Here is a 17,982-nt window from a genome sequence, read left to right as displayed (position 1 = left end):
CGCATGTGGGTCGGCGTTGACTGTGGAACCCAGAGCACCAAGGTGGTGATTCTCGACCCGGACTCCGGGCGGATCGTGGCCCAGGGCCAGTGCAGTCATGCGCTGCAGGAAGGGGCCAACGGACGCCGTGAGCAGGACCCGCTCGACTGGGTCGCCGCGCTGGAAGGTGCCTTCGATGAGGCACTGACCACCTCGCGGCTGGACCCGCGGCGCATCGAGGCAATCGGCGTGTCCGGTCAGCAGCATGGCATGGTGGTGCTGGATGAGGCGGGCGTGCCCCTTTATCCGGCCAAGCTGTGGTGTGATACCGAGACCCGCGAGCATAACGCCGCCTTGATCGAGGCGCTGGGCGGAGAGGCGGGCTGTCTGGAGGCATTGGGACTAGTGCTACAGACCGGTTACACCGCCTCCAAGCTCGCCTGGCTGCGTGAACAGCATCCCGAGCGCTATCAGCGCATCGCCAGCATCCTGCTGCCGCATGACTATCTCAATTTCTGGCTGACCGGGGAGCATGTCGCCGAATATGGCGACGCCTCGGGCACCGGCTATTTCGATACCCGGCGCCGCTGCTGGCATCAGGATGTCTTCGCGCAGATCGCCCCGGAACTGGACGCGCAGCGCGTGTTGCCCAGACTCATCGAATCCCATGAGCCCGCCGGGCATATCCGGCCCGAGATCGCCGCGCGCTTCGGGCTACGTGACGACGTCATCGTCTCCAGTGGTGGCGGCGACAACATGATGAGTGCCATCGGCACCGGCAACATCGCGCCGGGGCGCGTCACGCTGAGCATGGGCACCTCCGGCACGGTATGCGCGTGGTCAGCTCAGTATCCCGAGGGCTGTGACCCTCAGGTGGCTGCCTTCAGCGCCAGCGATGGCGGCTGGTTGCCGCTGGTGTGCACCATGAATGTCACCTCTGCCACCACGCGGGTGCGCGAGATGTTCGGCTTCGACATCGATACCTTCTCCGCGCAGGTGGCAAGCGCGCCTCCCTGGGCCGAGGGCGTGCAGATCCTGCCGTTCTTCAATGGCGAGCGCGTGCCGATGCTGCCGCGTGCCCAGGCCAGTTTCCATGGGCTGGACAGCCGCAACACCACCCCGGCCAACCTGTGCCGCGCGACCATGGAAGGCGCAAGCTACGGCCTGTGCTACGCGCTTGAGTGCATGGGGCCGCTGGGCAGTGCGGCGCGCCAGATTCGGCTGGTGGGGGGAGGTGCCAAGAGCCCGCTGTGGCGTCAGATGCTGGCGGACATTCTCGACCTCGAGGTGGTCTGCCCGCAGGTGACCGAGGCCGCCGCATTGGGCGCCGCCATTCAGGCCGGCTGGTGTCTGCGCCAGCGGGACGCGCAGGGAGAGGGGCAACGCAGCGAGACGCTGAAGGCGCTGTGTGATCGGCTGGTGGCGCTGGACCTGACGACCCACACCCAGCCCCAGCCCGAGGGAGTGGCCGCCTACCGCAAGGGCTATGCCGATTACCGCGCGCTGCTGGCCAGCGAGCACAACATTCCCACCGGCGGCTGAATTCCTGCCATCAGCGCTTCAAGCCAGACAACATCGCCCCCGTCGAGACTCACTCGGCGGGGGCGATGTGTTTCAGGCACTTCACTGTATCAGTCTCAGCTCATACGTACGCTATCAGGCTCTCGTACGCTATCAGGCTCTATATTGCGTGCTTGAGCGAGAACTTGAATGCGAGCTTATGCACGAGCTTAGGCATTGGACGAGCGCGCCCATAGATTGACGCCGCCATCGACGGCGTAGCGGTCGATCTCGTCGAGTTCGGCCTGGGTGAAGTCGAGGTGATCCAGCGCCTTGACGCAATCACTGACCTGCTGCGGACGGCTGGCGCCGATCAGTGCGGTGGTGACGCGGTTGCCGCGCAGTGCCCAGGCGAGCGCCATCTGCGCCAGCGACTGGCCACGCCGCTCGGCGATGGCATTGAGGGCGCGCACCCGCTCCAGGTTGTCCTCGGTGAGGTGGTCTTCCTTGATCGCCCCGCCACGTGCCAGACGGCTGTCCTGTGGCACGCCGCCCAGATACTTGTCGGTCAGCACGCCCTGGGCCAGCGGTGAGAACACGATGGAGCCGATGCCCTCGTCATCGAGAGTGTCGAGCAGGCCGTCTTCCTCGATCCAGCGATTGATCATCGAGTAGCTGGGCTGATGGATGATGCACGGCGTGCCCAGCTCGCGCAGGATGGCGGCCGCTTCACGGGTGCGCTGGGCATTGTAGGAGGAGATGCCCGCATAGAGCGCCTTGCCGGAACGCACGGCGCTGTCCAGCGCCCCCATCGTCTCTTCCAGCGGCGTGTCGGGGTCGAAGCGGTGCGAGTAGAAGATGTCGACGTAATCGAGATCCATGCGCTTGAGGCTCTGATCCAGACTCGAGAGCAGGTACTTGCGGCTGCCCCATTCGCCGTAGGGGCCAGGCCACATGTGATAGCCCGCCTTGGTGGAGATCACCATCTCATCGCGATAGCCGGCGAAGTCGCGCTTGAGCATGCGGCCGAACATTTCCTCGGCGCTGCCCGGGGGCGGCCCGTAGTTGTTGGCCAGATCAAAGTGGGTGATGCCCAGATCGAAGGCGGTGTGGCAGATGGCACGCGCATTGTCTTCATGGGCGTTGTTGCCGAAGTTGTGCCAAAGCCCCAGTGACAGGCGAGGCAGTTTGAGGCCGCTCTTGCCGCAGCGCTGGTATTGCATGCGTTCGTAGCGATCTTCAGCCGGGGTATAGCGCATGGCGGAGTCCTTTCGCGAGTGAAGGCGGGGATGTCTCAGGGAGGAAATGACCTCGGATGACACCTTCAGTCTAGGTCGCGTCTGTCGGTCTGATAAGCACATGCGAACGAATAGATTGTTCGCCAGAACGTACAATGCTGTGGCAGGCTCGATCACTGAAATCTAGGGTAGCTGGCATGAGGAGCAGGCTGGATGCAGCATCACAAGCAGGTAGAGCGCCTGATGTTGTTCGCTCAGGTGGCGGAATCGCTCAGCTTCACGCAGGCGGCCAGGGTGCTGGGCATCTCGCGCGCCCATCTCTCCGAGCAGGTGCGGCGGCTTGAGCACGATATCGGGGCCCCCTTGCTGATTCGCACCACGAGGGCGGTGCGCCTGACCGAGGAGGGCGAGCGTATCCGCCAGCGCATGCAAGGCGTGCGCAGCGAGCTGCTGGCACTGGAGCGTGACCTCGAGCACGACCTCGAGCATGGGAGGGATCACCCACGACAGGGGTTCAGCGGCGTATTGCGCATCACGGCGCCGGTGCTGTTTGCCGAGCGCTATCTGATCGGGGTCTGCAATGACTTCCAGACCCGCCACCCGGCGGTCGAGCTGCGTCTGGATGTCAGTTACGAGAGTCATGATCTGACGCGCGAACCGTTTGACGTGGCGTTTCGCGCCACGCGCACGCCACCGGACAACCTGATCGCGCGGCGCCTGCTGGATTACGTCCACTGTTGCTGTGCCTCGCCCGAGTACCTTGCGGCGCAGGGCACCCCGCACACGGCCGCAGCACTTGCCGACCACCGTTGCCACCGCTGGGCCGGGCAATCCGGCTGGCCGCTGGCCAGTGGTGAGATAAGCCCCGCTGGCGGACTGGCGATCAATGATCATCGTCTGCTCAAGCAGCAGGCGCTGGATCACGCCGGCATCATCCGGGTCGCTCATTACCTGGTGGATCGTGAGCTGGCCGAGGGGCGTCTGGTGCGTCTGCTGGCGCACGAGGAGGGCGAGCCCAACAGCATCTACATGCTCTATCCCCAGCGCCTGCCGCAGTCGGGCAAGCTGCGCGCCTTCATGGCGGCGGTGGAAGCCGCCATGCCACCTCGCAGTGCGTGACCGAAAGGCACAGACGCAAGAGTGGCGTATGCAAAAAGACCGCCGTGCCCTGATGGGCGCGGCGGTCTTTTTAATCGCCTTTTATTCAGACCGGTGAGGCCTCTTGACCAGGCTGGCGGGGTCTCAGAGACCCAGTGCGGCGACCCCGGCCTTGGCGATCTGGGCATCCTGCTCCGGCTTGACGCCGGACACGCCGATGCTGCCGGCGATCTGGCCCTCGACCATCACCGGCACGCCGCCGCCCAGCATGCCTTCCAGCTGCGGCGCTGACAGGAAGGCGGTGCGTCCGCCGTTGATGGAGTCCTCGAACAGCTGGGTCTCGCGGCGCCCCAGGGCAGCGCTCTTGGCCTTTTGCTGGGCGAAGTAACCGGTCATCGCCGGCGTGTCGTCCAGGCGACGCAGGCCCAGCGGGTGGCCGCCATCGTCGGCAACGGCGATGGAAACGGCCCAGCCGTTGGTCTCGGCTTCCTTCTGGGCGGCGTCCAGCATCTGATTGACGTCAGCGAGGGTCAGTACGTGGCGAGTGATCATCGGGCTTCCTTGGCAAGTGGTGCGAGTGAGTGAGAGTGACAGCAAGAGTAACAGTAACGGTGAATCGTCATACCTGCGGCAGCGTCTCGGGCAGGGCGTCATCCACCAGTTCGATCCAGTGACTTACCGGCGTGCGTCCGGCGCTCGAGAGATGCGTCTGACAGCCGATGTTGGCAGTGGCGATGCGCGCAGGCCCGTTGGCCTCCAGCGCCTCAAGCTTGCGGTCTCGCAGCTGGCGTGACAACTCCGGTTGCGTGATCGAGTAGGTGCCGGCGGAACCGCAGCACAGATGCCCCTCGGCGACCGGGGTCAGGGTGAAGCCCAGCGCGCGCAATATCTTCTCCACTTCACCGCCCAGACCCTGGGCATGTTGCAGGGTGCACGGGCAGTGGAAGGCCAGCGGCTGCGGGTCGGGGGAGGCGGCGGAAAGTGTCGGTCGGTCATCGCGGGCGATCTCCTCACCGAGCACCTCGACGATGTCACGCGCCAGGGCACTGACGCGCGCGGCGCGCTCAGCATAGTCCGGGTCATCGGCCAGCATCTCGCCATATTCCTTGACGAAGGCGCCGCAGCCACTGGCGGTCTGCACGATCGCCTCCGCGCCCGCCTCGATGGCCGGCCACCAGGCATCGATGTTGGCACGCATGCGCGTGCGACCGGCCTGCTGGGCGTTGAGATGATAGTCGATGGCGCCGCAGCAGCCGGCCTCGCGGATCGGCGTGACGCCGATGTCGAAGCGCGCCAGCACGCGGGCGGTGGCGGCGTTGATGTTGGGAGCCAGGCCCGGTTGCACGCAGCCCTCCAGCATCAGCACCTGGCGCGAAAGCGCCTGATCAGAAGGCGTCGCGGTGACGGGGACGGCCGGGTGCTCAGCGTGACGGTCGTGCTCGCGGGCCAGCGGGATCTTGTCGGCCAGCGCGCCCGGCGCGAGCGGGCGGAAGCGCACCCCGAGTGCCAGCAAGGCCTTGAAGCGAGCAGGCTCGACCAGCGCATGGCGCAGCCCGGCGCGCAGCAGGCGCTCACGCCAGGGGCGTCCGACACGCCGTTCCAGTTCCTGACGGCCGATATCCAGCAGGGTGTGATATTGCACGCCTGACGGGCAGGTGGTCTCGCAGCTGCGACAGCTCAGGCAGCGATCCAGATGCTGCTGTGTCTCGCGGGTGATCTGCGTTGCCTGCTCGCGAACTGCCTCGTCGGGACTTTCGGGGTCGCTTTCCAGCAGCTGCTTGATCAGATAGATGCGTCCACGCGGTCCATCGCGCTCATCGCCCAGCAGCTGATAGGTCGGGCAGGTGGCATTGCAGAAGCCGCAATGCACACAGCTGCGCAGAACCTTGTCGGCTCGCTGGATGTGCGGCCTGGCAAGTGCGGCGTCACTGAAGTGGGTCTGCATTCAGGTGCGTCTCCCGTCATGAAGTGAATCACATCTCGGCATATAGACGACCGGGATTGAGGATGCCGTGAGGATCCAGCTGCTGCTTGAGCTGGAGGTGATAGCGGGCATTGATGGCGGCCAGTGGCATCAGTGGACTGTCCTCGGCAGCGACGGCTCCCGGGGTGTAGCAGATGGCATGGCCACCCAGCCGGCTGGCCAGCGAGCGAACCCTGTCAGCGGGGGCGTCGCTGTAAAGCCAGCGCTGGGCGCCCGCCCAGTCACACAGCAGGTCGGCGTCCTCAAGATGACCCAGCAGCTCGCTGACGGCGGCTTGCCATTCGACGTGATCCAGTGCCAGCGGCAAGGACAGTCGCCACAGGGCCTGATGTGGCGCGCGCGCGGTGAAGAAGGGCAGGCGGTGCTCACGCAACTCGGTCCATTGCGCCGATGCCTGGTCAGGCATCAACACCTCGCCGCCCAATTGCTCGCGCCCGGCCTGGACCGAACGCTCGCCCCCTTCCAGGCGCAGGGTGAGGCGACCGTCATGCCAGCTGGTCGCTGTGACCGGCAGCGGCGTGCGCCCCCAGGCATCCAGGCGAGTCAGCGCCTCGGCGAAACTTAGCTCCAGGCACAGCGATTCGCTCGCCACCGGTCGCGGCATCACCTTGAGCGAGACTTCGCTGATCACGCCCAGCGTGCCCTGGGCACCGCACATCAGGCGCGAGAGGTCGTAGCCCGCTACGTTCTTCATCACTTCGCCGCCGAAGCGCAGCGCCTTGCCGTCGGCGCTGATGATGCGCGTGCCCAGCACCAGGTCGCGCAGGCTGCCGCTCCAGGGGCGGCGTGGGCCGCTGAGTCCAGAGGCGAGAGTGCCGCCGACGGTCGCTTCGGGGCCGAAGTGGGGCGGCTCGCAGCTCAGATGCTGACCTTGCTCGGCGAGCACGGCTTCCAGCGTCGCCAGCGGGGTGCCGGCACGTACCGAGACCATCAGCTCCAAGGGATCGTAGTGGGTGATGCCGTGGTGCGTGTGCATGTCCAGGACACCTTCGGCCTCGACATTACGCCCGAGAAAGGTCTTGCTGCCACTGCCGGCGATGCGCAGCGGGCGTCTCGCCTCATGGGCGGCGCGGACCTGCTCGCAAAGTGCCTCACTGGCATCCTGTTCCTGCGTGTGCTGGCTGGCGGCAGGTGTGGCGCACTCGGCATGGCTTGGCACCTGATCCTGGAGCGAATCATCTGGCTCTGGCATGGCATATCTCTATGAAGTGGCTATGAAGTGGCGAAAATCAGGTGGCAGAAGGTCTGGTGGCGGCGAATTCAAGAGCTGTCCATAACCGAGAAAACCGTCCAGACGCGCGCAAGCTGTCCAGAAACGCGGAAGCTGTCCAGAAATGCGGCAGCTGTCTAGAAACGCGGAAGCTCCGGATGTGGCAGCTGGTTGTGATGCACATGCATGGCACCGAATTCGGCACAGCGCGCCAGCGTCGGGATGTTCTTGCCGGGATTGAGCAGCCCGGTGGGGTCGAAGGCAGCCTTCACGGCATGGAAGACGCTGATCTCCTCGTGATTGAACTGCGCGCACATCTGGTTGATCTTCTCGCGGCCCACGCCATGTTCGCCGGTGATGCTGCCGCCGGCGGCCACGCACAGTTCCAGAATCCTGCCGCCGACCTCCTCGGCCAGCTCAAGCTCCCCGGGCTTGTTGGCATCGAACAGGATCAGCGGGTGCATGTTGCCGTCACCGGCATGGAAGACATTGGCCACCGCGAGCCCCGATTGGCGCGAGAGTTCGGCGATACCGTTGAGCACGGCGGGCAGTTCGCGGCGCGGGATGGTGCCATCCATGCAGTAATAATCGGGCGACATGCGACCCACGGCGGGGAAGGCATTCTTGCGCCCGGCCCAGAAGCGCGCGCGTTCGGCCTCATCCTGTGCCTGGCGGATCTCGGTGGCGCCGGCGCGCTCCAGCACCTCACGGACTCGCGCGCAGTCATCGATGACATCGGCCTCGGCGCCGTCCAGCTCGCAGAGCAGAATGGCGGCGGCATCGACCGGATAGCCCGCGTGGATGAAGTCCTCGGCGGCGCGGATCGCCAGGTTGTCCATCATCTCGAGCCCGCCGGGGATGATGCCGCAGGCGATGATGTCGCCCACCGCGCGGCCGGCCTTGTCGATATCGGCGAAGCTCGCCATCAGCACCTTGGCGGTCTCGGGCCTGGGCAGCAGGCGCACCGTGACTTCCGTGACCACCCCCAGCATGCCTTCGGAGCCGGTCATCAGCGCCAGCATATCCAGCCCGGGCGAGTCGAGGCTATCGGCGCCGATCGTCATCGCCTCGCCTTCGATGGTCAGCATCTCGAGCTTGAGCAGGTTGTGCACGGTGAGGCCGTACTTGAGGCAGTGCACGCCACCGGCATTCTCGGCCACGTTGCCGCCGATGGAGCAGGCGATCTGCGAGGAGGGGTCCGGCGCGTAGTAGAGCCCGAAGGGCGCGGCGGCCTCGGAAATGGCGAGATTGCGCACCCCGGGCTGCAGGCGCGCGGTGCGGGCGTCAGGGTCGATCTCGAGAATCCGTGCCATGCGCGACATCACCAGCAGCACGCCTTGCGCCAGCGGCAAGGCACCGCCGGATAGCCCGGTGCCGGCGCCACGTGTCACCACCGGCACGCCCAGCGCATGACATTCACGCAGCAGGGCGGCGACCTGCTCGACCCGCTCCGGCAGGGCGACCAGCATCGGCATGACACGATAGGCGGACAGGCCATCACATTCGAAGGGGTGCAGATCCTCCTCGCGGTGCAGCAGCGTCAGGTCCGGCAGCAGGGTGGTGAGATGTGCCAGCACCTGGCCCTTGTCGTGCTGGGCCAGCGGCCCATCCAGCGTCGGGTCATAGAGGATATTCATGCACTGCCTCCCGGGAGGTTGGGGTCTGCGCGGCTGCTGTCTGTCGTTTCTGTCTGCTGGCGCTGTCTGTCGTTACTGTCGGCTGGTGCGGGGTTCGAACGAGTCGCCTGTCGATTCCGCCGCACCTGATCTGCACACAATCTGGCCTGCCTCCCCGGCCTTGTCCATGCCTCACATCAGTGGTCTGACCAGACATTCGTCTAGTGTTTGCGCAAGGAAAACCACGCTTTACTGGCCTCACGTCTGCTGCCATCAGGTGGCTTTGCGCCCGATGATCGACAGGTCTGACCAGTCGGAAATCGCCAGGCGCCGGCAATGAGTCAATGACGCGCCGCCGGCGGGTTGATCAAGGCGGCACACAAAGGTCGAGCAAAAGGGGAGGGGCAGGATGCTGCGAACCATCGCCGAGTCAGGCGCGGACCCGCGCGCTGCGGATCAGGCAGCGGCGCGTCTGGAGCAATTGATTCTGGACGGCGTGCTCAAGCCCGGGCAGATGATTCCCTCGGAGCGCCGGCTATGTGAACGACTGGGCATCTCGCGGGCCTCGCTGCGCGAAGGTCTCAGGCTGTTGCGTGGCAAGGGCATCATCGAGACGCGCCACGGCAAGGGATCGAGCGTCGCGGCGCTGTTGCCGAGCGGCGATATCAGCCCGCTGATGCACCTGTTTCGGGATCAGCCGCGCACCCTGTATGACCTGCTGGAAGTGCGGGCTTTGCTGGAAGGGCAGTCGGCGCGACTGGCCGCCCAGCGTGGCACGCCGGCGGATAGAGTACTGATCCGGCGTCATTACGAGGCAATGGCGGCCTGCGTGCGCGAGTATCCGCCGGACTTTCCGTCCTCAGCGCAGGGCGATGAGGCGCTGCCGGATGCCCAGCAGCTGGCGCGTCACGACCACGCCTTTCACCACGCCATCTGTGAGGCATCCCACAATCCGGTGCTGGTGCATACGCTCAAGGGCATCAATGACCTGCTGCTCAGCTCGGTGTTCGCCTCGCTGCGCAATCTCTACCATCGGCCGATTCCCCGCGGCCAGATCAATGCTCAGCACACGGCCATCTATCGTGCGGTGATGGACCAGCAGCCGGACGCTGCCGAAAGAGCGGCGCTGGACCACCTGCACGGCATTCGCGACAGTCTGCGTGAGCTGGAAGCGGAAGATGAGCGGCTCATCCGCTCTGCCATGCGTCTGGAAGGCTTCGAGTAGCGCGCAGGGTTTGAGAGCTGGCCTTGAGAACAGGCTTCGAGGTCAGGCGTGTGGCCAGGCTGGCAAGCGGGGCGGACTCAAGGCAAAGTGGTCAGCTCATCATCCAGGACAACGTGCTGCCTTCATGTGGAAACTCTCTTCCGCGAGTGATTGGCTCGACCGCCTCAATCAATCCCGCCACGCCATGCTGTGGCTGTTCATCGCCTCGATGCTGGAAACCCTTTTGATCCCGATTCCCATCGAGGTCATCCTGATCCCGTGGATGCTGCGCCATCCCGAGCGCCGCTGGCGAGTGGCCGCGGTGGCATTGGCCGGCAACCTCACCGCGGCGCTGCTGGGGTTCTATCTCGGGGCCTATGCACTGGCGGCGTGGGGCGATGGGTTGATCAGCTTCTTCGGCGGTCAGCAGGCCTTCGAAGCCTTCCAGCAGCGCTTCAGCGAGCAGGGCTTCCTCGCCATCATGCTGATCGGCATCGTGCCGATTCCCTTTCAGAGCGCCATGCTGGTCGCCGGTGCCAGCGGGTATCCGGTCGGGCTGTTCCTGCTGGCGGCACTGGTCGGGCGCGGAGTGCGCTATTTCGGACTGGCGGCCCTGGTGGCACTGGTCGAGGATCAGGCGATGGCCCTCTGGCAACGCTATTCACGCCCACTGGGCGTGATCGGGCTGACCCTGACGAGCGTGTGGTTATGGCAGGCGTTCATCGCTTGATCTGCCGGCAGTCGCCAGCAACGCCTTGCCACGCTGATAGTCGGCCTGCCAGATCTCATCGGGCACCATGCTGCCGCCGGTGGCCCATATGACATGGGTGGTGTTGGCCTGTACTTCGCCGTCATCCAGCCCGACAGCCGCTCGCCAGGCGTGCCACTCGGGAGCGTCATTGCGCAGCACGTGGTGGATGCCGGGCACCCCGGCCAGCGCCGATGGCTCAAGCTTGAGCCCTTCGCTGTCATGCGCCAGCGCCAGCCATTCGAGCATGCTGTCATCCGACAGGGTGTAGATGCCACTGAGCAGCGGTGCCATCACCTGCCCGACGAAGGCCGAGGCGCGCCCCACCGCCAGGCCATCGGCACAGGTGCGATTGTCCAGTCCGATATCCTCCACCGCGATGCCGTCATGCTTCCCGGTCAACATGCCCAGCAGCATGCAGGGGGAATTGACCGGCTCGGCGAAGAAGCAGTGCACGGCGTCACCGAAGACCTGCTTGAGGCCGTAGGCCACGCCGCCCGGGCCGCCGCCGACGCCACAGGGCAGGTAGACGCACAGCGGATGGCGGGCATCCACGGCAATCCCCTGATCCTCGAGCTGCCGCGCGAGGCGGCTGGCTGCCGTGGCGTAGCCCATGAACAGATCCCGCGAGCTTTCATCATCGATGAAGTGGGCGTCTGGCTGCTGCGCCTCCCGGCGTCCAGCCTCGACCGCCTTGCTGTAATCGCCGCTGTGCTCCACGACCTCTGCGCCACGCGAGCGCAGTAGATCCTTCTTCCACTGCTTGGCATCCGCCGACATGTGGACGGTGACGCGAAAGCCGAGTCGGGCACTCATGATCCCGATGCTGAGTCCCAGGTTGCCGGTGGAGCCCACCAGTATCCGCTGGTTGGCCAGCAGTGCCTGAATCGCGGGGTGTTCGAAGGCGCGATAGTCGTCATCAAGACGCACAAGCCCTGCGTCAACGGCGAGACGCTCGGCATGCTTGAGCACCTCGTGGATGCCACCACGTGCCTTGATCGAACCCGAGATGGGCAGGGCGTTGTCGCACTTGATCATCAGGCGGCCGGGCAGCGGGGATTCGGCTGCGCTGAGGGGAGATGCGGTCGAGGCTATGCCGCTCAGCGCCTGCTGCAAGCCGGGCGCTGCCACCAGCGGCGATTCGATGCGCCCTGACGCGGCGGCGGTCTCGGGGAAGGCTTCGGCAATCCAGGGAGCGAAACGCATTAGGCGTGCGTCGGCATCCTCGATGTCCTGGGTCCCCACGCCACTTGCCTGCAGCGTCGGTGAGGCGAGCGCCTTGGCGGTCGCGACGCGTTCAGGGTTGAGCCAGCCGATTTCGCGGCCGGCCATCAGGCTGGCGATTTCCGGGTGACGCAGCGTCAGGGCGTGGAGGTCATGGGGCGTGGCAGACATGCGGTGTCCTTGTGGGGGCTCGATCCAGCGATCAGGTCAGATCACAGGTTAGCGCGTCTTCCACTGGCAACGCACGTAGCCCAGCTTTCACATTCCGTAAAGGTCAGTGACAAAAAAGGCCGAATTTTTTGGCGACCGTCGGGATAGAAATGCAAAAGGTGCAGTCATAGTAAGCAAGGACATGATGTTATCGCGATGTTATGTCTGGCTTTAACTGTTCTTTGGTCCGCCACGGTTTTCCTGGCGGATTTTTTTATGCCTGAAATACGCGGGCTTTGGCAGGTTTTCGCCTGGGGACGTTCGAATTTCCCCAAGCTTTCAGCGACTTTCATTGTGACCATAGGTCTTGGTGGCAGGGGCGCGGTACAGCGCTTTCCAGCGACTGTCACCGCCTCGGGTTGCGGCGCGTAAATTGTTGGATGTCAGGCTGGCGGCAGAGATTGATTAGCCATTGGGTAATCTTTGAGACATTGGCCTGCTGGTGCAAGCATGCTGAAGGCGCTCTCGATGCACTCGGTTTTCTCAGTCCTAACGTACAGAGCCCCCAGCGGTGATGACCGCTGGGGGCTCTGTACGTTAGGACTGGCTTCTAAGCAGTTTCTTGATGGATGAACTGTCTCAACAGCCGTTCTGCATCACCAGCAGCGCACTCAGGACATCGCGGCGGGTGACCATGCCGATCAGGCGGCCCTGCTCGACCACCGGATAGACCTTGGGACGTTGGCCATTCATGTGCTGCGCCAGGTCCGTGATGCTGTCATTCGGGCCGACGCTGAGGACTTCGTGACGCATCAGGTCGCCGACCTGGGCATGCTGGCCGCAGTGATAGGCGCTGTCGAGCAGCTTGCCGAGGATGTCCTGTTCGGAGATGAAGCCGATCAGGCGGTCCAGGTCATCCACGACCGGCACGCCGGGCAGACGGTGGTGGGTCAGGCCCTGGGCGAGTTCGAGAATGCTGGTGCGTGCCTTCACGCGATAACAGTCGCGGGACATGATGTCGCGAAGGGTCGAGGGCACCTTGAGCTGGGTGGCTTTCATGGGCAGATCTCCTGCGTCACTGCTCTTCGACTCTCCGGTGAGGGAGCCGTGCGATGAATGCCGGCAGCCAATTTCGTGACTGCCGGCGACATTCAACATCTATTCAGAGCATAGGGCATCACTGCGTGAGCTGCGCGTCCCGTTGCCTTGAGGGGGTATCAGTCACCCGGACCGCATTCCATGCAGCGCTCGACGATGGCCGGTCCCAGCTGCAGGTTGGCGTTGAGGTCACGCAGCGCGGTGCGCAGGCCTTCCTCGATCACCGGGTGATAGAAGGGCATTTCCAGCATCTGCTCGATGGTCATGCGTTGCTGATGGGACCAGGCCAGCAGGTGGGCGAGGTGCTCGGCACGCGGACCGAAGATCTCGGCGCCCAGCAGCAGGCCGGTGCCTTGCTCGCCATAGACGCGCAGCATGCCCTTGTTCATGCGCATCACGCGGGAGCGACCCTGGCCGGTGAAGTCGACTTCGCCCACCGCGTAGCAGTCGCAGGCACCGTAGCGCTGTTCGATCTCGGCGGTCGAGAGGCCGATGGTGGCCATCTGCGGATCACTGAACACGACGGCGATGGTGCTCTTGCGCTGACCGGCACGCACGTCGGGGAAGCGACCGGCGTTGTCACCGGCGATACGGCCCTCATCGGAGGCTTCGTGCAGCAGCGGCAGGTCGTTGTTGGCGTCGCCGGCAATGAAGACATGGCTCGGCGTGTCGTCGCTCAGACGAGTCTGCAGGGTGTGACGATTGAAGATCGGCACGCCGCGCTCATCAAGCTTCAGGCCCAGCGCCTCGATATTGAGGCGATCGACGTTCGGGCGACGGCCGGTGGCCGCGAGCAGGTAGTCGAAACGCTCGGTGAGACGCGCTTCGCTGCCACGCTCGATGAAGGTGATCTCGACACCGGCACCGTTCTCGTCCTCGACGCGTTCGATCTTCTCGACCTTGGCGTCCGGGTCGAGATAGAACTCCTCGTTGAAGACGCGATCGGCAGTGGCACGCAGCTTCTCGTCACGCAGCGGGCCGATGGCACCGCCGACACCGAACATGCGGATGCGCACGCCGAGACGCGTGAGCGCCTGGCCCAGCTCCAGCCCGATGACGCCCGGGCCGAAGACGGCGACGGATTCCGGCAGGTCGTCCCAGTCGAAGACGCTGTCGTTGATGATCAGGCGGTCACCGGCATTCTCGAAGAAGCCCGGGTAGCTGGGGCGTGAGCCGGTGGCGATCACGACACGCTCGAAGGTGACGCGGGTCTCGTTGTCGCCGATGATCAGGCTGTTGGCGGTCTCGAAACGCGCATTGCCGCGCAGCTTGTCGTGGGAGGGGATGCCTTCCACGGACTCGACCACGAAGCCGACGAAGCGGTCGCGCTCTCGCTTGACGCGGTCCATCACGGCGCGGCCATCCACCTTGACCTCGCCTTCGACATTGATGCCGAACGGTGTGGTGTCACGGGCGTGATGCGCGGCTTCGGCCGCACTGATCAGCAGCTTGGACGGCATGCAGCCGACACGGGCACAGGTGGTGCCGTAGGGGCCACCTTCGATCATGACCACGGAATCGGTGTGTGCCTTGGCGGCGCGATAGGCGCCCAGACCGGCACTGCCTGCACCGATGATGGCGACTTCAACCTGGCGTTCGTTCACGTCGTACTCCTCAAGGCGCGCCAGCGGCGCACCTGACAATGGGGTCTCAGGCGCGAGCGTGGCCCGCGCGTGATGAAAAGAGAAAGTTATCGGGGCCTGTCAGCGTGATGCGTTCAAGCGCTGGTCAGGCTGCCGAAGTAGCGGGCGACTTCATCGCTGCCGCCGACATGCTCGCCGTCGATCCAGACCTGCGGCACGGTGGCCTGGCCGGTCATGGCGCGCAGGGTGCGTGAGGTCACGCCGCGGGTGCCGACTTCGATGACTTCGTAGCTGATGCGCGCTTCGTCGAGCATCTGCTTCGCACGTGCGCAGTACGGGCAGCCCGGCTTGCTGAACAGGGTAGCGAAGCTGGGACGGCCGGCGTCCGGGTCCAGATAGTCGAGCATGGTATCGGCGTCGGAGACTTCAAAGGGGTCGCCCGGCTTCTGCGGCTCGATGAACTGCTTCTCGACCACGCCGTTGCGTACCAGCATGGAATAGCGCCAGCTGCGCTTGCCGAAACCGATGTCGCTCTTGTCGACCAGCATGCCCATGCCGGCGGCGAAGTCACCGTTGCCGTCGGCGATCAGGCTCAGGTTCTCGGCTTCCTGATGCTCGCCCCAGGATTGCATGACGAAGGCGTCATTGACGGACAGGCAGACGATCTCGTCGACGCCGACAGCATAGAAGCGATCGGCCAGCTCGTTGTAGCGCGGCAGGTGAGTAGAAGAACAGGTCGGGGTGAAAGCGCCCGGTAGGGCGAAGACCACCACGTTGCGGCCCGAGAAGATCTCCTCGCTGGTGCGCTCGACCAGACGGCCGTCGCGACGGATCTTGAAGCTGACGTTCGGGACCTGCTGGCCTTCGTGTGATTCGAGTTGCATGAAATTGGCTCCGGTCTCGATGAGACGTATCTAAAGGGGATGGCAGGCGACTGAGGCTCGATGACGCTGTCGAGTGCATGAGAAATCAGTGCCTTGCGAAACTGGAGCCAGTCTAGGGGCAAGCCTCTTTCGGGTGAATTTGATTGCATCAAGCGAGGCGATAGCTTTTCTTGATGATGATGCTGACAGTCAGGCGTGGGTTGGCTCATGGCCTTGTTCTCGGCAGGAACGTGCTGGCCGGCAAGCGGCTTTTTTGCCGGAAATAGTTATACAGACTTGATATTTGCCCATGTTAGCCATAGGTAGTGGGTACGTCACAGCATCGTCAGGCGTCGAGTCTGGCAAGCGAGGCAATAGATGAACGCACGAGAGTACATGGCGAAGCACGGCCTGGACGGCGACAAGGACAAGGACAAGGAGGAGGACAAGCCTCAGAGTCTGGAAGAACATGCCTGGGCACGTGCACGTGAGTCCGGCAGCCATCGGCCCCGCACCGGGACGCCGCATGACTGGGAAGACTGGGAGCGCTACCACGAGCAGCTGGCCGCGGACTCCGAGAAGCTGTCCCAGAAGATCGATCGTCAGGCCCGCGCCGGCGGATCCGCCCCTGCGCACGACGATGACGTCGACAAGGCCGACGCTGATCGAGAAGGACTGTGATCAAGAAGGACAGTGATCAAGAAGGACACTGATCAACACGAGTACCGAACATTCATGACCTCCGTGGAGTCACGGTTGTCACAATCGCAAGGAGCAACTCATGGATATCATTCGCATCATTCTGGCCATCATCCTGCCGCCGCTGGGCGTTCTCATGCAGGTGGGTGTCGCCAACAAGCATTTCTGGATCAACATCATCCTGACCTGCTTCGGTTTCCTGCCGGGGATCATCCACGCGGTGTGGGTCATTACCAAGTTCTGACCGCCGCTGAGCCCCAGAGGCTCTGATATGGCTGCCCACCGCGGGCAACCCAGAGTTGAAAGACCCAAAGCCCCCGCTGCCTTGTGTGCAGCGGGGGCTTTTCAGTGGGCGCTCACCGGGGAAGCGCCATGTGGCGTCGGTGATTCAGCGGCGATGCTTGCCGAGGCCCCTCGGCGAATGGCAGGCGACGGTAGTTCAACATGTAGACTTTCGCATAGCCTGATTTCAACGCTTTTCAGCGAGCGCGGCGCTTGTCGCCTCTCGCTTGCCCCCGTAGGGTCAAATGGGACTGAGGGCAGCGATCAGGGCCGGTTAAGCCTGTTCGATCACATGCTCCACGATAACAACAACACGTATGGATACCACGCATGGTCACGACTGCTGAGCCCGACGCGCCGCAGGAGACCAGCTCCTGCTTCGCGATCTTCAATGATGTGCAAAAGAGCTATGACGGCGAAACGCTGGTGGTCAAGGGCTTCAATCTTGAAGTCCAGCGCGGCGAGTTCGTCACCCTGCTGGGGCCGTCCGGTTCCGGCAAGACCACCTGCCTGATGATGATGGCAGGCTTCGAAACGCCGACCCACGGCGACATCCTCCTCGACGGTACCCCCATCAACGACTTGCCACCGCACAAGCGCGGTATCGGCATGGTCTTCCAGAACTATGCGCTGTTTCCGCACATGAGCGTGGCCGAGAACCTGGCCTTCCCGCTGGAAGTGCGCGGCATGAGCAAGGAGGAAATCTCGACCAAGGTGGCCAACGCGCTGGACATGGTGCGACTCGGCGAATTCGGCGATCGCCGCCCGGGGCAGCTCTCCGGCGGGCAGCAACAGCGGGTCGCCCTGGCACGTGCGCTGGTCTTCGAGCCGGAGCTGGTGCTGATGGATGAGCCGCTGGGGGCGCTGGACAAGAACCTGCGCGAAGAGATGCAGTTCGAGATCAAGCGCATCCACCAGCGCCTCGGCGTCACCATGCTCTACGTGACCCACGATCAGACGGAAGCGCTGACCATGTCGGACCGCATCGCGGTCTTCAATGACGGCATCGTCCAGCAGCTGGCGACCCCCGAGGCGCTGTATGAAGCGCCGGAGAATGCCTTCGTCGCCTATTTCATCGGCGAGAACAATCGCCTCAACGGCCAGGTATCGCAGCTCGACGCTCAGGGCGAGCATTGCACGGTGACCCTCGACAGTGGCGAGCAGGTACGGGCACTCAAGGTGGCCGTCAATGAGGTCGGCGAGCGCACCCAGCTGTCACTGCGCCCGGAGCGGGTGCGCCTGCTGTCGGCGGAGGAGCCAGGCGCCGCGGGCACGCAAAGCCCTCCCGACAATGTCTTCTCCGCCGAGGTGCTCGAGGTGATCTATCTTGGAGATCATCTGCGCACGCGCGTGGCGGTGTGTGGCAGTGACGAATTCATCATCAAGACACCCAACGCCGAGGGCTATCCGCCCTTGCGGCCCGGGCAGACCTTGCAGGTGGGATGGGACGCCTGCGATTGCCGGGCGCTGGATGCCTGAGGCCAGCAAAGGTCAGAACAGGCCAGT

Annotated in this window: 16 protein-coding genes; 7 read left to right on the top strand and 9 right to left on the bottom strand. The window is 64.3% G+C overall.

Features of this window, described 5'->3' with window-relative positions; genetic code table 11:
• The first annotated feature begins 3 nt into the window (after positions 1 to 3).
• Positions 4 to 1,521 (top strand): xylulokinase, encoded by a 1,518-nt coding sequence (gene xylB, locus AOG28_RS13395; protein WP_054556822.1) that lies wholly within the window; start codon positions 4 to 6, stop codon positions 1,519 to 1,521.
• A gap of 188 nt (positions 1,522 to 1,709) precedes the next feature.
• Here the strand turns inward: xylB and mgrA are convergent, their stop codons facing one another.
• On the bottom strand, positions 1,710 to 2,738 hold the full coding sequence (gene mgrA, locus AOG28_RS13390) for an L-glyceraldehyde 3-phosphate reductase (RefSeq protein ID WP_054556771.1): 1,029 nt from the start codon (positions 2,736 to 2,738) through the stop codon (positions 1,710 to 1,712).
• 192 nt (positions 2,739 to 2,930) lie between these two features.
• On the opposite strand from mgrA, the gene AOG28_RS13385 reads away from it, so the two are divergent.
• On the top strand, positions 2,931 to 3,836 hold the full coding sequence (locus AOG28_RS13385; protein ID WP_054556770.1) for a LysR family transcriptional regulator: 906 nt from the start codon (positions 2,931 to 2,933) through the stop codon (positions 3,834 to 3,836).
• A 123-nt stretch (positions 3,837 to 3,959) separates the two neighbouring features.
• Here the strand turns inward: AOG28_RS13385 and AOG28_RS13380 are convergent, their stop codons facing one another.
• The 4 genes from AOG28_RS13380 to glcD form a co-directional block, all read right to left on the bottom strand.
• Positions 3,960 to 4,367: a GlcG/HbpS family heme-binding protein gene (locus AOG28_RS13380; protein WP_054556769.1), complete on the bottom strand. Its 408-nt coding sequence runs from the start codon at positions 4,365 to 4,367 to the stop codon at positions 3,960 to 3,962.
• A 67-nt stretch (positions 4,368 to 4,434) separates the two neighbouring features.
• On the bottom strand, positions 4,435 to 5,760 hold the full coding sequence (gene glcF, locus AOG28_RS13375; protein ID WP_054556768.1) for a glycolate oxidase subunit GlcF: 1,326 nt from the start codon (positions 5,758 to 5,760) through the stop codon (positions 4,435 to 4,437).
• Between the two features lie 28 nt (positions 5,761 to 5,788).
• Positions 5,789 to 6,991, bottom strand: a complete 1,203-nt coding sequence (glcE, locus tag AOG28_RS13370) for a glycolate oxidase subunit GlcE (RefSeq protein WP_082388793.1) — start codon at positions 6,989 to 6,991, stop codon at positions 5,789 to 5,791.
• Between the two features lie 155 nt (positions 6,992 to 7,146).
• On the bottom strand, positions 7,147 to 8,646 hold the full coding sequence (gene glcD / locus AOG28_RS13365) for a glycolate oxidase subunit GlcD (protein WP_054556767.1): 1,500 nt from the start codon (positions 8,644 to 8,646) through the stop codon (positions 7,147 to 7,149).
• Positions 8,647 to 9,034: 388 nt separating this feature from the next.
• Between glcD and glcC the strand changes: the two genes are divergently transcribed.
• Both glcC and AOG28_RS13355 read left to right on the top strand, forming a co-directional pair.
• Positions 9,035 to 9,850 (top strand): transcriptional regulator GlcC, encoded by an 816-nt coding sequence (gene glcC, locus AOG28_RS13360; RefSeq protein WP_054556766.1) that lies wholly within the window; start codon positions 9,035 to 9,037, stop codon positions 9,848 to 9,850.
• 124 nt (positions 9,851 to 9,974) lie between these two features.
• Positions 9,975 to 10,559, top strand: a complete 585-nt coding sequence (locus tag AOG28_RS13355; protein ID WP_054556765.1) for a YqaA family protein — start codon at positions 9,975 to 9,977, stop codon at positions 10,557 to 10,559.
• Here AOG28_RS13355 and AOG28_RS13350 read toward each other — a convergent pair.
• The 4 genes from AOG28_RS13350 to AOG28_RS13335 form a co-directional block, all read right to left on the bottom strand.
• Positions 10,536 to 11,972, bottom strand: a complete 1,437-nt coding sequence (locus AOG28_RS13350) for a D-serine ammonia-lyase (protein WP_054556764.1) — start codon at positions 11,970 to 11,972, stop codon at positions 10,536 to 10,538. The genes AOG28_RS13355 and AOG28_RS13350 overlap by 24 nt on opposite strands.
• A 618-nt stretch (positions 11,973 to 12,590) precedes the next feature.
• Positions 12,591 to 13,010, bottom strand: coding sequence for a CBS domain-containing protein (locus AOG28_RS13345; protein WP_043334523.1), 420 nt, complete (start codon positions 13,008 to 13,010; stop codon positions 12,591 to 12,593).
• A gap of 158 nt (positions 13,011 to 13,168) precedes the next feature.
• Positions 13,169 to 14,653, bottom strand: coding sequence for a dihydrolipoyl dehydrogenase (locus tag AOG28_RS13340; RefSeq protein WP_054556820.1), 1,485 nt, complete (start codon positions 14,651 to 14,653; stop codon positions 13,169 to 13,171).
• A 113-nt stretch (positions 14,654 to 14,766) separates the two neighbouring features.
• The gene (locus tag AOG28_RS13335; RefSeq protein ID WP_054556763.1) at positions 14,767 to 15,516 is read right to left on the bottom strand and encodes a glutathione peroxidase; all 750 of its coding nucleotides are present in this window, start codon (positions 15,514 to 15,516) and stop codon (positions 14,767 to 14,769) included.
• 375 nt (positions 15,517 to 15,891) lie between these two features.
• Between AOG28_RS13335 and AOG28_RS13330 the strand changes: the two genes are divergently transcribed.
• From AOG28_RS13330 to AOG28_RS13325, 3 genes are all read left to right on the top strand, one after another.
• Entirely contained in the window at positions 15,892 to 16,176 is a 285-nt protein-coding gene (locus AOG28_RS13330; RefSeq protein WP_200906789.1) for a hypothetical protein, read from the top strand.
• 100 nt (positions 16,177 to 16,276) lie between these two features.
• Entirely contained in the window at positions 16,277 to 16,438 is a 162-nt protein-coding gene (locus AOG28_RS17840) for a YqaE/Pmp3 family membrane protein (protein ID WP_043334518.1), read from the top strand.
• A gap of 368 nt (positions 16,439 to 16,806) precedes the next feature.
• Complete coding sequence (locus AOG28_RS13325) at positions 16,807 to 17,955, top strand: ABC transporter ATP-binding protein (protein WP_082388792.1); 1,149 nt, start codon at positions 16,807 to 16,809, stop codon at positions 17,953 to 17,955.
• The last annotated feature ends 27 nt before the right edge of the window (positions 17,956 to 17,982 follow it).

It is taken from the genome of Cobetia sp. UCD-24C (genome assembly GCF_001306765.1).
Lineage (GTDB): Bacteria > Pseudomonadota > Gammaproteobacteria > Pseudomonadales > Halomonadaceae > Cobetia > Cobetia amphilecti.
The sequence above is the reverse complement of the archived record's forward strand: the minus strand, read 5'-3'. Positions and strand labels throughout refer to the sequence as shown.

Coding starts and splice junctions, on each gene's coding strand:
- mgrA (WP_054556771.1), bottom strand. CDS start 2,738: ATGCGCTATACCCCGGCTGAAGATCGCTACGAACGCATGCAATACCAG.
- AOG28_RS13380 (WP_054556769.1), bottom strand. CDS start 4,367: ATGATCACTCGCCACGTACTGACCCTCGCTGACGTCAATCAGATGCTG.
- AOG28_RS13325 (WP_082388792.1), top strand. CDS start 16,807: ATGGTCACGACTGCTGAGCCCGACGCGCCGCAGGAGACCAGCTCCTGC.
- glcE (WP_082388793.1), bottom strand. CDS start 6,991: ATGCCAGAGCCAGATGATTCGCTCCAGGATCAGGTGCCAAGCCATGCC.
- AOG28_RS13385 (WP_054556770.1), top strand. CDS start 2,931: ATGCAGCATCACAAGCAGGTAGAGCGCCTGATGTTGTTCGCTCAGGTG.
- AOG28_RS13330 (WP_200906789.1), top strand. CDS start 15,892: ATGGCGAAGCACGGCCTGGACGGCGACAAGGACAAGGACAAGGAGGAG.
- glcC (WP_054556766.1), top strand. CDS start 9,035: ATGCTGCGAACCATCGCCGAGTCAGGCGCGGACCCGCGCGCTGCGGAT.
- AOG28_RS13345 (WP_043334523.1), bottom strand. CDS start 13,010: ATGAAAGCCACCCAGCTCAAGGTGCCCTCGACCCTTCGCGACATCATG.
- AOG28_RS13335 (WP_054556763.1), bottom strand. CDS start 15,516: ATGCAACTCGAATCACACGAAGGCCAGCAGGTCCCGAACGTCAGCTTC.
- AOG28_RS13350 (WP_054556764.1), bottom strand. CDS start 11,972: ATGTCTGCCACGCCCCATGACCTCCACGCCCTGACGCTGCGTCACCCG.
- AOG28_RS13355 (WP_054556765.1), top strand. CDS start 9,975: ATGTGGAAACTCTCTTCCGCGAGTGATTGGCTCGACCGCCTCAATCAA.
- glcF (WP_054556768.1), bottom strand. CDS start 5,760: ATGCAGACCCACTTCAGTGACGCCGCACTTGCCAGGCCGCACATCCAG.
- glcD (WP_054556767.1), bottom strand. CDS start 8,646: ATGAATATCCTCTATGACCCGACGCTGGATGGGCCGCTGGCCCAGCAC.
- xylB (WP_054556822.1), top strand. CDS start 4: ATGTGGGTCGGCGTTGACTGTGGAACCCAGAGCACCAAGGTGGTGATT.
- AOG28_RS17840 (WP_043334518.1), top strand. CDS start 16,277: ATGGATATCATTCGCATCATTCTGGCCATCATCCTGCCGCCGCTGGGC.